Source organism: Pseudomonas sp. AM4(2022) (assembly GCF_036346515.1).
Lineage (GTDB): Bacteria > Pseudomonadota > Gammaproteobacteria > Pseudomonadales > Pseudomonadaceae > Aquipseudomonas > Aquipseudomonas paracarnis.
Window position 1 is genome coordinate 98,626 of sequence record NZ_JAOTNW010000013.1, and the last position, 16,065, is coordinate 114,690.

A 16,065-nucleotide genomic window follows, 5' to 3' on the forward strand; every position below is an offset into this window, starting at 1 on the left:
GACTGTAACAGGTCCATGAGTTCGAATCCCATCGCCTCCGCCATCTTATGTACGACAAAGCCCTGATTATTCAGGGCTTTGTCGTTCCTGAGGTTTGTAGAATTAGGGCGCCTGCTCGATGGTCGTTTCCGCATCGTTTCGGCTATTTCCGCAACTCGCCTCCAAAATCTCCCGCAGGACTCTACCGATAGCGATTCTCACTTTTAAAAAAACGATGTATTGCGTTACATGGAAACACAATCCTGTATAGCCAGGGAGATGGTCTGTCGATATCAAACGGCGGTGAAAGTGGTTCCGCTCCAGCAGGAAACTCCGGTGGGCCGAAAACACCAACAGTAGCGACAACCTTCAGGACGAAGCCCCATAACGCACCGGCCAAAGGTAATCCAGACATTCAGCCTTGCCGGGGTCATAGCTGTACGCCAACCTCACTGCCACCACAACGGGTCGGTCGTGAAATGGGGTACCAAGCCTTTATTGATAAGACATTGTAATTGTCATTCCCGCGTTTACTTTGCCTGCAACAAAGTGGGTAGCCGTCTTATGATAGCGAACTGTAAATGATTTTTTCAGATGACCGCCGACACTTGTGATTTTTCCGAAGTCTCGCTGGTTGATAGTGCCTATTGCTGATGAATCAGGACCGAAACTTACAGGCAAACCATTTTCCATAACTTGAATAGCAAAACCTGACGCGGAGTCCGGTACTTTTGCTAATTCTAGCGTCGATGAGGTATTTGTGGGGGATGAGATATCAGTGAGGGTGTATTTCACGTTTACGTTTGATGCGCCTGCTCCGCAATCTAAATCGATAGAAAAAGGGGTTTCCCCGGTTGTCGATTTTTCATTCTCCAAAGCTCCGATATCTACCTTCGGTAATTTTATAGTCGCTGGCAAGCTTAGTTTACAGACAGGGTATTTCACATCAAGAGATGTTCCCTGAGCACTTATAGACCCCCACCCATAATAACCATTAATGAAAAAACCGTACCGCATAACTGCGACTGATGGAATGTTTATTATTCCCGGCTTTAGGCGTTCTGTGACAACAAAGCGAATTCGAAATTTACTTCCCGCAACAGGAGGAGCGTCCGCAGTATTAGAATTCCACATTCTAATTTCAGATGATGCAAAAGGCAAATAACGTGCATTGGTATCGCCTGCGGCCATAATTATGCCAACACCGTTTACACCTGACCTGTAAATATCATATGTCTCGCCTTCAAAGTTTAACGTTTTTCCCGTATTACCAGCCGAATTATTCGCGAGCGTGTAGAAATTGGTTTTTGATGGCGATTCTTTACATGTCCCAACTACTCCTGAAACCTCATGCCAAGAGTTAGAAATCACTGCCGGCAAAGTGACGTCCCTAGCCGCCAGCGTAAGAGCAGGCGTAAGAATTGTGCCGTTATCGAATGTACAGGTTGTTTCAGCAAATAAATTACTGCTAAAAAATGCAGATACTAAAAGTAATTTTCTCATAAAGTTCTACTACCGTTACTGCCCATTGACCATGCGAAGCCGGCCGTAAGCCTTGCTTGATTTGCTCCGACCTCCATAAAACTACTTCATTTCGGCTTTCTTTCCAGATCCTGCGCGCGCCGGCAACCAGCGCAACAGATCCTCGCCGGTCATCGGTCGGGCGTAGAAATAGCCTTGCCCAGAAGTGCAACCCAACTCTAGTAACAAGTCATGTTCTTCTTTATTCTCAATGCCCTCGATCACCACCGACATTCCCAAGCTTTTACCCAACGCCAAAGTACTGAAGATGGCTGCCCGGCAGCGCGGCTCATGTTTGAGAGTGCGGATAAACTCGCCATCGAGCTTGATCTCGTTGAACGGTAACTGACATAACCGTTGCAACGACGAGAATCCTGCCCCAAAGTCATCAATCGACAATTGGCAGCCCATCATTCGTAACCGCACCAAGGTTTCAAGACTAGTGACAGAACTTTCCAGCAACCCGCTTTCCGTGAGTTCAAAAGTCAGACTGGAACCCGCCGCACTGTGAAACTTCAGAATGCGTTTGACGATCGATGTGAGGTCGCTATTGATCAGTTGCGTTACATGCAGGTTGAACGCCAGGTTTAATACAAAGCCATCGCTCCGAGCTTGCTGTTGCAGGCGCAGCGATGTATCCATTTGTGCGAATAACAACTCATCAAGCAATCCGCAACGTTCTAGCACTGGCATGAACACCGCTGGGGACAGAATGCCTGATGCAGGATGCTGCCATCGCGTCAACACTTCCACGCCTTCCACCTCCCCCGTGCTCAGGTTCACCTTGGGCTGATACCAGGCTTTCAGCTGTTGCTTGCGTAGCGCTCCACGAACCTCATCTTCATTGGCCAACTCAACAGGCGCGCAAGCTGGCGACACAACATCCGAACCACACAAGTGCTTTTTCAGCAGGATGTTTAGAGCGGGCGCTTTCATCGGTTTACCGACATCACCGAGCATTTTCAGCCCCAACAACGATACGATTTGCTGCACCGCCCGGCGCAGGTCAGCGGACAGCGAGCTGCTGATGATCACAGAACGCACGAGCGCCGAGTGTCCGATTCGCTGAAGAAACTCCAGACCATCCATGCCGTCCATACACAGATCACAGAGGGCAATGTCTACCTTGCCCACTTTATCTAAAACGCTGAGTGCTTGGGCGCCGTCTACAGCCTCGAAAACTTCCTGACAGCCAAGCTGGCGCAGCATATTTACTGCAACTGAACGCTGAAAATCATGATCTTCAAGCACCAGTACACGTAGACTCTTCATGGAAATCAGCTCAGTGATGGGGAGAACCATCCTGCCGAAAGCTGAACAAAATCTAATTAGGAAGTATCTGATACTTACTAGGATTAATCTTACGCCGACGGGTTTCTCTGTCGAGGCATCAGTGCAACACGGGACGTTGAGCACGCCTCATTTCGCGCGGATAGCTTGTTCGACCTGCTGAATAAACTGATCAACTTCGACTGCACAGTAGCCAGAGCTCGCGACTAATCTTTCTAACTCTCGACAAAGAACAATGAGACTTTTGGCTTTGCCGACCGCAAGAGCGCCACGAATCCGGTGCAACAATCTAACGATTTCTGCAGCGTCTGCTTCCTTCATCGCGGATTTTAATCCGCTCAAATCTTCACGAATGGTGAGCATAAAGAGCTCAACCATGCGCTCTGGAATCTGGATCAGATCTTGATGGCCCGTAGCCTCGATCACTTCTGCGTGGTCGAGCGACGGTTGGTTCATCGTACTTTTCAGACTCAAGTAAAGGCCTTGAATATCGATGGGTTTGGTCAACCAATTGTTCATGCCAGCATGTATGCAGCGCTCGCCCTCCTCTCGTAACGCATTAGCAGTAACGCCGATTATTGGTATCTCCAGATCCCGCTGTCTTACGGACTCTGTAAAGTCATAGCCGTCCATGATCGGCATGTTGACGTCAGTGAGGATCAGGTCATAGCTTGCGCTCTCAAGAGCTTTCAGCGCCTCAATACCATTCGATGCCACTTCGACCGTACAACCGATGGCTTGCAGTTGCTCTTTCATGAGCTGCTGATTAACCGGGCTGTCTTCAGCCAGCAGCACGCTCAGACCCAAATGACGTTTATCGGGGGCGGGTGCATTGGCATTGGCATTGGGCTCCAGCATGGTACCGGTGACTGCCATAGTGAGGGCTTGGCGCATGCCCGAGAGACTGTGCTGACTGACCAGAATATCTTTACCAATGACTCGCGGCACTTCACTGAAGTCATGCTGGGCAAAGACTTTGACGCCACCCCAATCAAGCACTGGCAATTGTTCAGGCATAACATCCAATAGCGCATCGTGGAATGCGTGGACCTGAGTCGAAACAATCACGCCCAGACGCTCCAGCCATACAGTCAGACTCTCCGTCAATGCCGGGTACGGCGTGCGCAGCAATACCTTCTTACCGGATAACAGTTGATCGGACGCAGAGATCATCGCTGGTTTCAGGACATCCACTGTTAACGCGAAAATAAACTCACTGCCCTCTCCCGCTTGACTGCTAACCCTGAGCATGCCGCCCATCATCTGGCTGAGCATGGAACATATGGGAAGGCCCAACCCTGTGCCCTTGACCGTGTGTTGCTTGCTGTTGGCCTGGTAAAAACTCTCGAACAAGCGCTCCTGGTGAACAGGCGAAATACCCGGCCCGGAATCGACGACTCGCCACTCCAATCCGACTTGACCTTTATCGCTGTAGGTCACGGCCACATACACTGCTATATATCCAGTGTCGGTGAACTTGATTGCATTGTTCAGCAAATTACTGATGATTTGCCGAATACGAAGAGTGTCCCCTAATACTTCTTGAGGTAGGTCCGGATCGATGCAACAAAAAAGCGATAAGCCCTTACTCGCAGCAGTACCTGCGAAGAGGCGAATGATGTCTTCGACAAAATCCAGCGGATTGAATTTGATAGGTTCAAGAACCAGTTGTCCTGCTTCGATTTTCGACAGATCCAGGACATCGCTGATCAAATGCAGGAGAACGTCGGAAGAACTATTTATCGTCGCGAGGTAGGCTCGCTGTCGCTCTTCCAGTTCTGTCATGCCCAGTAATTCGAGCGTTCCAAGCACACCATAAAGCGGCGTGCGAATTTCATGGCTGATAGTCGCCACAAAATTGCTTTTTGCTTCGTTGGCGGCGTCCGCAACCTTGCGCGCAAACACCAGAGTTGCCGCCGCCTCACGATGGGAAGTTATGTCCGTGAAGGTGCACAGCAAAACCCGTTCGCCCTGGTAATCTGTCGGGGCAAAACGAACATGCAGTGATCGTTCAGCCGTCATCAGACAACCTTCACCCGAGAGCACCTGATCGCGGTCGAACATGGGCCAGTCGCGCATCAAGTCGTTAAGATCTCCGGCATCACCTAGCCACTCGGCGAACAGCCCGTTTCGGATGACCTGCTCCAATCCCTCCGCTCTTATTACGCACAACGCCAGCGGCACCGTTTGCAGCAGTGAATGATTAAAGTCGTGATTAACCAACAACTCCTTATAGTCCGTACTTGCTGGTACCAAAACACGACGCCAATACCATGTAATCAGCCACCAGCCACTGAACACACACGTCATCAACAAACCCGTCAGCCCCAATAGCGGCCATTTCGCGTTGTGAATAAGACTCTCATAACTGATGTGATACAGCGCCTGCCAAGTTCCACGAGTGGCGGCACTAACCTTGATCAACAGACCGGAGGTGGTCAGGTGCAGGCCGTTTTCGTAATCACGAAAGTCAGTGTTCTGTGAACCGACCAGCACGCTACCGTCAGGTGCTATCAAATCAATCGATTCAACCGCAGGTAAATTGTAAAACTTTTTGTCGATATTTATGCCGAAGGCATTGAACTCATTGAACTCCAGTAGGGTCGCCACGATCATTTCTGGGGGGGGGCGGCCATCTGCACTGTATTCATGGGATTGATCGGAGATATAGGCCAGCATTTCCCGTCGACCATCAACCATAAAGCGCTCACCGGCGGTCCAATGCACAATCAAATCGCTGTTTTTGGGCGGACTCTTGGCAATAGTTGCCTTGACCTTTTCGATGACCGGTAACAAAACGGGCTGTGAATCCACAGGTTGCGAGTCAATCGCGGGCACGGCTACATCAAATCCATTCTCCAGATCGAACAAAAACATCTGAGGGGCGGCAAAAGATGATCCACTCCAGAAATCGCTGTAGACATTCGCCATGCTACGAGCCTGATCCAGCTCCCGAGCAACCGCGCCACTGACAAGCAAATCGATGCGATCAGGCCCGAGAACCGATACTCTGGTCGAAAACTGTGAGGCCCTGCCCTCATAGAGGCGCAAGTCACCCATTGGACGCTCATTGAAGGCATAGCCGACGCCTTTCGCCGGTTTGTAATCAACCGAACCACTGGCTTTTATTGCTCGCAACAGAAACGTTTCGTGATCGTTGGCGCGTGCCACCAGTCTCAAAAAATGATGATTGACTTTGACAAGTTCGCCTCTGACTACTTTGTAGGTTGCCCAATAGCCAACAATTACAAAAAACAGCAGCAACAAAAAAGAAACAATCAAAACAAAACTGAGACGCAGAGAGATTTTCTCCAGTCGTCCTACTCTGGATTGCCTATAACGCATAAAAAATCAAATCAGACGGCATCAAGCTACGCCCGTAAACCATCAAAAAATCCCCCGTCACAGGAGCATTTTCGCTCCCTTTCCATGCTTACTAGCCATTAAAGCAGAGTCATTGAAGCCTGTAAGATTAATCCTACAGGCACTGTAGAAACTGCCGACCGACAGTCTGCGCGAGCTGCGCCAAGGTTCACAAACAGTTTCTCTTACCTGTTTCTGCCCTTGGATCGCCCATGAAAAATTTGAGTGTGCGAAATCTGGATTTGCTCGACCGCGCTCGATTGCCGACAGCAGAAGAAGATCGCAATCCATCTTCAAATCCACTTGCTGCGGCGCCGCCTGCTATCACTCCATACGAAATTTTCCGGGGGCCGCGTAATCATGAGTTCGCATCTGATTACCAACCGAAATCTTCACTGAAAAATGGCACCTTTACTGGCGCCCAAGTACTCGTGTGCTGGAATCACCCGCAGCGCGGGGTATTGAATCCGGCGCAGTTTTTACCGGCGATGCAGCACCATGACCTGATAAACGAGCTATTTTTTGAAATATTCGAGCAGGGCATATTATTGAGCAGGACCTTATCGGCGTTCGGCCTCTCCATGGAACTCGACTTAACCTGCATTCTTCACAACTTGGCTGCACGTTATTTTCCACGACGATCCACCATTGGCTTGAACAAGTTTCAATGCCCCGCCAGCCGAATCACGTTTGAAGTCACCGAAACCAGCTCGACGCACTTGTCAACGATCTCTCTGAAGAACCTTTTGCGACCGATGCCGGAACGGCAGTTCATCAGCTATTGCCTGCAATACAACGCCCAACCCCGAAGGGCCTCGCTCTGCGCGTAGCGCTCACTAAGCCGCACAAGGTATTTCGCAGTTTCACCTCCACAGGCACCAGCCTGCCAAGAAGACGTTCAATGTTCAGCACTAAATCCGTTCTATTTTTTTTTCTCGTATGCCTGAGCTCGCTGATTGCGAGCAGTCGAACCCTCGCCAACCCGGCCGGAGGCTATCTTCATCTGACCAGTCAATTAGCCAGCGAGCCGCAAAAGTTGCAACTGGCACCCGAGGATTGGGCCTGGCTACGTGAACGGCACAGTCTGACACTGGGTGTACCGGGGACGTCTGCCCCGCCCCTCGACGTCATCTATAGCAATGGCGATTACGAAGGCATCAGCGCCGATGTCATCACGCTGCTGAAGCAACAACTGGGGATCGAGATCAAGGTTCTTGGGCTCGCTACACGCAAGGATGCACTGGCGGCGTTACAGGCCGGCGAAATTGATCTGATCAGCCGCTCCAGCGTATATGAGCATCACCATCCGGAAACAACCTTGAGCATTCCGTATGCGGTGAACGCACCTGCGCTGTATCGGCGGCCGGGGGATGAACGCCCCGTTCCGTACGATCTGCGCGGCATGACTATCGCCGTGGCGAAAAACTACATTCCTGCCGACTTGTTCCGTGCCCGTTATCCCGAAGCGCGGATCATCACCTTCAATAACAATATCCAAGCGATGGCCGCCGTAGCGCTCCAGGGTATCGACGGGTACATCGGAGATTCCCTTTCTGCTCACTACATGATCAACCAGAGTTTTTTCAATTTCCTGAAGTTCTCACAGTTCATCAGACTCGACGTCGGCGGTTACGGTTTTTTGCTCAGGGGGGATGAGGATCGACTGATGAACATCCTCAACTCCACCCTGTCATCCTTCGGTACGTTGAAAATGGGCTATCTTGTCAAGCGCTGGACCGGAGGCGAAACTGTGATGCCCGAAGACCGAGTGGCATTGTCAGACCAAGAGAAGCGCTGGCTTGCCAAGCATCCGGTTGCGCGCTTGACGATCAACGATGACATGGCGCCTTCGGCTTACTTCGATGCCAAAGGTCGTTTCAATGGTGTGGTCTCGGATCTCTTCGAAACCATCACCCAGCGCACCGGCTTACGCTTCGAGGTATTGCGCACATCGAGCTTCCAAGGTGTCCAGGATGCGCTACGTGAAAACGAAGCGGATCTCGCGCTGCTGACACCCAGCGCCGAACGCCAGGAAACACTGCGGTTCAGCCATCCCTTCGCGACCAGCTCGTTCAGTCTGGTGACTTCGTCGAATCGTCGGGACATATTCGGCCTTGACTCTATGGCCGGCAAACGCCTGGCCATTGCCAAGGGGCACGTGCTGATCAACAACCTGCGCCGTGATTTCCCAGAGGTGATTTTGCTCGAGCCAGCCAATAACCTCGAAGCCATGAGTATGGTCATCAATGGAGAAGCCGACGCCGCGGTGATGGCGCTGTCCATAGCTCGCTACTACACCGCCCGCCTGTACGAGCAAAAACTGCGTATTTCGGGAATCCTCGACGGTGAAGACGCAACCGCTACCTTCGCCATGCGCCGCGGCGATACCGAGTTGCAATCGATTATAGACAAGGCGATCTTGAGTATTCCACCCGATGAGCTGAACGCGTTGACGGTGCGCTGGCGCTCCAACGCTGCCATGAGCGGACAGAGCTGGCGCGATTACTCGCGGGTGATTCTGGAAATCGTCGGTTGCGCTCTATTTGTGCTGACCATCTCGATGCTGAGAATTTTCCAGTTGCGCCGACAAATCCGACGTCGTGTGGCTGCGGAAAAAGCCCTCAATGATCAGTTGGAATTTTTACAGACCCTGAACGACTCGATGCCGATTCCGATATATGTTCGCGACCTGGAGGGTCGCTTGCTGTCGTGTAGTCGCAGCTATGAAGAGGTCATGAACCTGCGTCAGGCCGACGTGCTGGGCAAGACCACGCTGGAAATGCCGATCGAGCATTTTGAGGTGGCGATGGCGCTGCACAATAGCTACCTGCTGGCGATGGAGGCTGGCAACGCCCTGGCGCAGCGGTTTGAAATCTCCATTGCCGGAAACAGTCGAAGCATCGAGCACTGGATACAACCCTTCCGCGATTCCTCGGGGAGCATCAAAGGTGTGATCTGCGGCTGGCAGGATATCTCCGAACACCGCCGACTGATCCACGATCTGCAAGAGGCAAAAGAGCTCGCCGATGAAGCCAACCGGGCAAAAACCCAGTTCCTGGCGACTATGAGTCATGAAATCAGAACCCCAATGAGCGCAGTGATGGGGACACTGGAACTTGCACTCAAACGTGCAGATCAGGGCGTACTAGATCGTGACAACATCGACGTGGCTTACAGCTCGGCGAAGAACCTGTTGGAGCTGCTGGGCAATACCTTGGACATCGTGAGGATCGAATCCGGTCGCCTGAGTTTTTCGCCAAGACGTTCCAGTCTCAAGGAAATAGTCGAACCCGTGGCGCGGGTCTTCGAGGGTCTGGCACGGCAGAAAAACCTCAAACTGTTACTGGAAATCGACGCGGGTACCACGCGAGACGTGCTGGTTGACCCTTTGCGTTTCAAACAGATTCTGTCGAACCTGGTCAGCAACGCGATCAAATTTACTGACGAAGGCAGCGTGGCCATCCGCATCACCACTCATGTCGATGCCTTGCGTATGTTGCATGTGCAACTGCAGGTCACTGACACCGGAACCGGTGTTTCCGACGAAAACCTGCAGTTGCTGTTCCGCCCTTTCGCACAGGTGGCGCAGTCCACGCTCAATATCCACGGCGGTAGCGGGCTGGGTCTGGTGGTCTCGCGCTCACTCTGCGAAATGATGGGTGGGCGCCTGGAAATGCACAGTGCACTGGGGCATGGCACTACGGTCAATATTACGCTGAAACTGAAAACGCTTGAGCCACTTCCATTGGTGGACAGCGTGCCGGTGATCAAGCCCTTGCAAGCACCGAGAAAGCTCGCACACGTGCTGATCGCAGATGACAACACCCTCAATCGGCAGATGCTGCGTGCACAGCTAGAGTTCCTCGGGTGCACGGCGGTGGAGGCCGAGAACGGCCTCGAAGCACTGCAAATCTGGCGACAGCAATCGTTCGATCTGTTGATCACTGATTACCACATGCCAGTCATGAACGGCGTCGAATTGACCTTGGCGATCCGCAAGGAAGAGCACGAGCGACAATGCCCCCGCTTAACCATCCTCGGCCTTACCGCCGACGCCCAACAAGAGGAAATCGACCGCTGTATCAGCGCCGGCATGCGTGACTGCCTGATCAAACCCGCCAGCCTCGGGGTGCTGGAGGAACGCTTGAATGCTTTAATTCCAGCAGCTGCGTCAGCGTCCACAATCGAGGTGTTTGTGCCTGCCTGCAACGCCTACGCCGAGATGCCCGAGGGCTACGCCGAAGCGATTCACACCTTGAGTAAAATCAGCATGGGCAACCCCGTCATCCTTGAGCAACTGCTCGGGGAACTGCTGAAAAGCAACCACCGGGATCTTGAAGAACTACGCCGACTGAGTGAGCACATGGACATCAACGCACTGATGCAACTGTCCCATCGCATTCGCGGGAGTGCAGCTATCATGCGCAACACCCGCCTGATCGAGTTATGCAAAGCTATCGATCTGGCCTGTGTCGAAAGCAGCTACGAGGAATTGACAGGCAAAACCGCTGATGTCGACAGAGAACTGTTGCGAATAGAAAAGGCCTTCACCAAGCGCCCTTTTCTTTGTTGCTCTTGAATCCGGGCTCAAATCAAAGCGTTACGCTTGGCCAGCTCGACCAGGGCAATCAGGTTTTCCGCACTCAATTTGCGAAGCAGTCGCACTTTATAGGTGCTGACAGTTTTGTGGCTGATCAGCAATTCTTCGGCAATATCCTGATTACCCATGCCTCGGGCCAACAACTTGAGCACTATAATCTCGCGGTCCGAAAGCTGGGAGATCTTCTGGCTTTCCTGGCTGGCAGCCTGAGAGTTGTCCCGCAACATCTGAATGGTATCGGCGGGAAAGTAAGTGTATCCCGACAGCACCGCTTTTACGGCCCCCACCAACTCATCCAGACTGTCATCCTTGCAGACAAAGCCATCTGCGCCAGCCTGTAATGAACGCACTGCAAAGTTACTGGTATCGCCGGAGGTCAGAATCAACACCTTGGTAGAGATACCAATCGCCTTGAGATGTGCGATCACCGACAAACCATCCATTTTAGGAATGCTTAAATCCAGCACAATCAGATCCGGGAGCAACTTGCGGACCGTTTCCAGTGCGTCCACACCGTTATCGACTTCCGCCATGATGGTGTGCCCTTCGCCTTCAAGCATCACCCTCACCGCCATACGCATCAGCGGGTGATCATCGACGATGACTATATTGCCCATGGTGTTTACTGCTCCTGAAGTGAGGCCGATCGAGTAGTGCGCTATGAATTGCGCCAACATAGCACAGGCCCGAGAGCGCAATGCTTGCGCGCCGGGCCTGTCGTGTTCAGTTCTATAAGTGAGTGGTTTGCAAACGGTTAAATTCTTGCGAAGGAACAAACCACATCAAACTTCTCGTACATCATGTCTTTCTTTGCAGGCGGCACGTCGTAGCTCGCGCGACAACTGCCGTTGCTCCAGCGAATATCCAGTACGCCTTTATCCTTCACACCGAATACCAACAGACGCGACAGATTGTCGACCACGCCACTGACGTTGCCCTTCTCGTCGAAGGCCTGTGCACCAAACGGAATTTTCTTGCCGTTGTCCAGGCTCAACGTTAATTGCATGCGACGCCCGGTCTGCGCTTCGAATCGACCTTTGACGATGGCACCACGGGTCGGTACGACCATTCGGGAGGTGTCGCTCACCTCCATGTCGCTACCCAAGGTGCTGGTATCCAGGTTGATCCAGTTAAAGCGATACGGTTGCGCATAGGGCACCACTGCGTAGCCCTTGCGATCGGTGCGTGCCGCTCCGGCAGACGCGACACCGACATCGGCGACGCCCGGGACCTCAACCAAAGCAAAGGTCTCGCCGACAGGCTGACCAAACGTCACGCCACCACCGTGCACTACCATGGAGCCGGAAGCACCAGCGTTGATGTGAGTGCTGCCCTGCCCCTGACCATAGTTGCCGTTGATTTTGGCTTTCGGGGTATCCCAACTCAAACCGAGGTCGCCGTTGGTGCTGCCGTTCGTGCTGTGACCGGCTTGGGCCGAATACATCAGGTTATTATCGTCGGTCAGGCTGCCGGCAATACCGGACTGGATCGACGAGTCGCCTTGGGTTGAGGACGTGACGCTGGAGAACGCCCGTTGCGAACGTTTGCTGCTACCAAACGGCATGCTGATCGATGCGGTGATCTGGGTGTCGGCACCTTGCACCATGGCTTGGCCATCCGTCCGCGATACCGCAAAACTGTAGCTCGTATCCGAGTAGCTGCCGCTGTAGCCGAATTGCCAGCGACGGGTGCTGCCTTGACGATTCCAGTAACTGGTTTCACCGAGGCTCACGAACAACGAACCACGGTCGGCAAACGACTGGTTGATGTTCATGTCGAATCGGCTTTTCTGCCGTCCGTAACTCGAACCGCCAATGTAGCCTTGTTCATCGACGTGCTGGCTGAACGTACGATAACCCTCGGTGGAATAGCGATAACCAACCATTGTGAAGGTAGTATCGGTGGAGCTGAGTGTCTTGGAATACAGGAAGCGCGCGCTTTTCCCGGTGTTCTTGCGGCCCCCCGCATCTGCGGAGGTGCTACTGGTGACGTCAAACGACAGGCCGCCCAACGAAGTATTCAAGCCCAGACCGAGGTTGAGCGCTCGGTACTGCTTTGAAGTCAGCGCGCCGCCGTAACCGGTTACGTTATCACTTACACCGTATACAAGAGTGCCTTGGCCGAATTTCGGCGCAACTGTGCCTTGGCTCTGATATTGACCACCGGCAAAACTGTATCGGGCACTGCCACGGCGAGTCATAACAGGCAGATACGAATAGGCTTGGGAATACTGGCGTTCGCGGCCATCGGATTCGATGATCTTGACCTTGAGGTCGCCGTTCGAACCGCTGGGGAAAATGTCGCTGATCTCGAACGCACCAGGCGACACCGTCGTCGAGTAAATGACGTAGTCGTTCTGGCTGATCTCGACAGTCGCGTTGGTCTCGGCTATACCACGCACCACCGGGGCAAAACCGATCTCGTTGTCCGGCAACATGCCCAACTCAGAACTGATTTGCGCGCCGCGAAAGCGAACGCTGTCGAAGATATCTCCCTGCGTGTACAACTCCCCCGCCGCCAGTTTGGCTTTGAGGCCGATGAGATCGCGCTCCACGTAACTGCGGTTGCTGCTGAATTTGTTCCGTGTGCCGGTAGTGCCGATAATCGACGACTCATTGCGTAGGCGCCAGGCCCCAATATTGAAGCCGTTGCGCAAACCGATGTAGCGGTAGTCGTTGCGATTACCCTGATTGATATTGCGACTGAAGTTGGTCTGATAATTGGTGTAGAACGCAGTAATCCCCTGATCCCAAAGCGACGGGTCAACGTAGCTCCGAGGCTGACGCTGGACATAAGCCTGGGGAATGCTGAACTGCAGCGCCAATGAGTTTACATCAAACTCGACTGCCGCACCGGGTGCCAGCGTCGCTACATCAATGACGGACTGATCATCACTGTCCTGGGCAATAACGTTTTCCCGACGCAAGCGGTCGACGTTGACGCCGAGGTTTTGCAGTACGCCTAGCTGAATGATCGGGCGCACTTCTCCATTGTCGCCAGCCACTGCAAATTCGATATCCTGTCGGACAATCAGAATCTGGTTGAGATAAATATCTACCGCGTAGCGACCCGGCGACAGTGAACTGCCCTGCTCAAAGTATTTGAGTTCAGCCTTGGCACCACCCTTACTCAGGAAGCTTTCATTGAATTCGACCGAAAGCGCCGCGACAGGAACGGTCATCCCCAGAAAAAAGACACAGGAACCACTTGCGCGATTAACGAGTTTTGGATTCGCTTTCTTCCTGAAAACATACACAGGCTCTTTCCCCAACTTCTTAGTAAACTTGTGGCCCCTCCGCAGCAGAACGCGAACCCACGAACACGAACTTAGCTATTACTCAAAAACACTCTGCGTGTGTCTAACCGGTGCCCCGTAATCATTGATATTGTAATACTCGACCACAGACCGTTTATCGGTGTTGCCTACCGGCGCTCCCTTAACCGGAAACTTTCCGGTAGAGAGTGGTGCGACCATATCGGTATCTACCGGGTATGTTTTGCCATCGCTTTTATATTCAGTCGTGCCGAAGGACACGTGATATAGCGAATCGTTAGTGACACGAAGATAGCGCTTGCCACTTTCATCCTGAACGCGCCATTTAAGACCGCTGGCGGCTTCCGCCGAAGTACCCGTCAGAGAGTCGGGGCGATAGAACACCTTAATCCGTTGGCGCATCGCCAACTGCAAAGTATTTTCACCTTCGGCCTTTTGCGGAATTTCTTGCACACTGAGCCAGAACACCGATTCCTTGCCGTCTGGCAAGCCCTGCCCGTAATAGAAAATCCGCAGAGTCTGCTGTTTTTTAGTGGCAAGACGGCTCAGGGCCGGGGTTAGCGCAAACGGTACATCCTGGCCTTTGAAGGCTACGTCCGGCTCGATCCAAGACTGGATCATGATGTCCTGATTGCCGTCGTTTTTAACCAGAATGGATGTTTCCTTACTCTTCTGAGGATAGATAATTCGCGTGCCGCCTAATGTGATACCGGCGGTGGCGGCGCTGCTGAAAAGCAAAGCGATGCCAGCCAGCACATATCTGGATTTCAATATCATCGTTTGGCCCTTCAAGAGATAAGGCAGAGAAACAATCGATATCTCTCCGCCTTGAAGATTTACTGGTATGTCAGGGTGTAAGGCAAAGTACCATTAGCTGCGCCCGGAACAATGGTCGGTTCGCCGTTGGCAACATACGCGGCACGCATGTTCAGATTGGCGGTGTACTTAGCGGAGGTATCCGCACCGGTTGCAATAAGTGCAGAGTCGAACGAATCGCCAGCCGCCAGGTTCAACATGGTGTTGTTAGCGGCGAAGATACCGATGCCAACCCCGGAAGCGCCGCCCGGAGAAATTTTCAGCAGGGAGTTGTTCTTGTCATCCACTCCGCTACCGGAGTACGGGTCAAACTTGACTTTTACTGTGGTCAAGCCGGTAGCGGTATTGCCACAATCGAGGTTGATGTTGATAGGTGTCCCCGAAACGATTGGTGTACTGCCCGTATTTTTTAGCGAATCAATACTGACTTTGCCCAACCCGACGGCAATAACTGTATTACCTTTATTGCCGGTAATGCCCGCACCGGCACCCGCAGTTGCACTGCAAGAAGCCGCAGTGATCTCCCCAGTAAATTCAATCTTGCCATCAGCAGCTATCGCGGAAGTCGCAATGAGACTGGCTGTGGTGGCCGCCAGAATACCTCTCAGTGAAATGAACATCGGATGTTCCTTATGCTGCGTAAAGTGAGTGTGTTGAGTGCTCTTTAAAAGAGTGGGGCAATCTTCACCGAGTGCAGCTATAGCTACAATTGCAGGAATCGTCCTACCCCAATAGATAAATCCGTCGGACATGTAGGATAAATCCTACCTGCTTGAGAGGTTTGCAAAAAAACGCCTGAACCTTACGAATCAAGCGGCGTTGTAAACAGAGTGAATTAGTGAGGTACAAACCATGGTGCAGGCGTGTTCGACTGTAGCGTAATGGTCTTTATCGGGGTATAGGCGTTGAGGGTCTCGCGACAGAATTCACGTCCGATGCCGCTGTTTTTGTAACCGCCGAAGGCCGTGCCATCAGTAATTTTTGAATAACGGTTAATCCAGACAGAGCCGGCTTAAAGCTTGTCTGTGGTCGCCATCGCATGCTTGAGGTTAGTGGTGTAGATCCACGCTGCCAGGCCATATTCGGTGTGGTTGGCATGGGCAACATTTCGTCGTAGTGATGCCATTCGATAAGCGACAGCACCGGGCGAGGATCTACTCCTGACAAATGCGCATGTTATTGCGCGCCATCAAGATCGTCGGTTCGATAGCTTAAGGGCGCA

Annotated in this window: 10 protein-coding genes; 2 read left to right on the plus strand and 8 right to left on the minus strand. The window is 52.5% G+C overall.

The genetic code is table 11. The features are described 5' to 3' along the window. Window positions 1-474 precede the first annotated feature (474 nt). The 3 genes from ODQ19_RS18705 to ODQ19_RS18715 form a co-directional block, all read right to left on the minus strand. A complete protein-coding gene (locus tag ODQ19_RS18705) occupies window positions 475-1,482 on the minus strand; it encodes a fimbrial protein (RefSeq protein ID WP_330210884.1) in 1,008 nt (335 codons plus the stop codon). A gap of 81 nt (window positions 1,483-1,563) precedes the next feature. Next, entirely contained in the window at window positions 1,564-2,772 is a 1,209-nt protein-coding gene (locus tag ODQ19_RS18710; RefSeq protein WP_330210885.1) for an EAL domain-containing response regulator, read from the minus strand. A 147-nt stretch (window positions 2,773-2,919) separates the two neighbouring features. Next, window positions 2,920-6,135, minus strand: a complete 3,216-nt coding sequence (locus ODQ19_RS18715) for a hybrid sensor histidine kinase/response regulator (protein ID WP_330210886.1) — start codon at window positions 6,133-6,135, stop codon at window positions 2,920-2,922. A 230-nt stretch (window positions 6,136-6,365) separates the two neighbouring features. On the opposite strand from ODQ19_RS18715, the gene ODQ19_RS18720 reads away from it, so the two are divergent. Together ODQ19_RS18720 and ODQ19_RS18725 are read left to right on the plus strand one after the other, a co-directional pair. Continuing rightward, a complete protein-coding gene (locus ODQ19_RS18720; RefSeq protein WP_330210887.1) occupies window positions 6,366-6,983 on the plus strand; it encodes an EAL domain-containing protein in 618 nt (205 codons plus the stop codon). A gap of 71 nt (window positions 6,984-7,054) precedes the next feature. Beyond that, on the plus strand, window positions 7,055-10,732 hold the full coding sequence (locus ODQ19_RS18725; protein WP_330210888.1) for a transporter substrate-binding domain-containing protein: 3,678 nt from the start codon (window positions 7,055-7,057) through the stop codon (window positions 10,730-10,732). An 8-nt stretch (window positions 10,733-10,740) separates the two neighbouring features. On the opposite strand, the gene ODQ19_RS18730 is transcribed toward ODQ19_RS18725, so the two are convergent. The 5 genes from ODQ19_RS18730 to ODQ19_RS28205 all read right to left on the minus strand — a co-directional run bounded on the left by ODQ19_RS18730 (window position 10,741) and on the right by ODQ19_RS28205 (window position 15,840). Continuing rightward, complete coding sequence (locus ODQ19_RS18730; protein WP_330210889.1) at window positions 10,741-11,370, minus strand: response regulator transcription factor; 630 nt, start codon at window positions 11,368-11,370, stop codon at window positions 10,741-10,743. Between the two features lie 137 nt (window positions 11,371-11,507). Next, window positions 11,508-14,009, minus strand: coding sequence for a fimbria/pilus outer membrane usher protein (locus ODQ19_RS18735; protein ID WP_330210890.1), 2,502 nt, complete (start codon window positions 14,007-14,009; stop codon window positions 11,508-11,510). A gap of 78 nt (window positions 14,010-14,087) precedes the next feature. Beyond that, the gene (locus tag ODQ19_RS18740) at window positions 14,088-14,804 is read right to left on the minus strand and encodes a fimbrial biogenesis chaperone (protein WP_330210891.1); all 717 of its coding nucleotides are present in this window, start codon (window positions 14,802-14,804) and stop codon (window positions 14,088-14,090) included. A gap of 59 nt (window positions 14,805-14,863) precedes the next feature. Then, window positions 14,864-15,463 carry a fimbrial protein gene (locus tag ODQ19_RS18745; RefSeq protein ID WP_330210892.1) on the minus strand — a complete coding sequence of 200 codons (600 nt, stop codon included), beginning with the start codon at window positions 15,461-15,463 and terminating at the stop codon, window positions 14,864-14,866. 215 nt (window positions 15,464-15,678) lie between these two features. Next, complete coding sequence (locus ODQ19_RS28205) at window positions 15,679-15,840, minus strand: aldehyde dehydrogenase family protein (protein WP_442962766.1); 162 nt, start codon at window positions 15,838-15,840, stop codon at window positions 15,679-15,681. Between the last annotated feature and the right edge of the window lie 225 nt (window positions 15,841-16,065).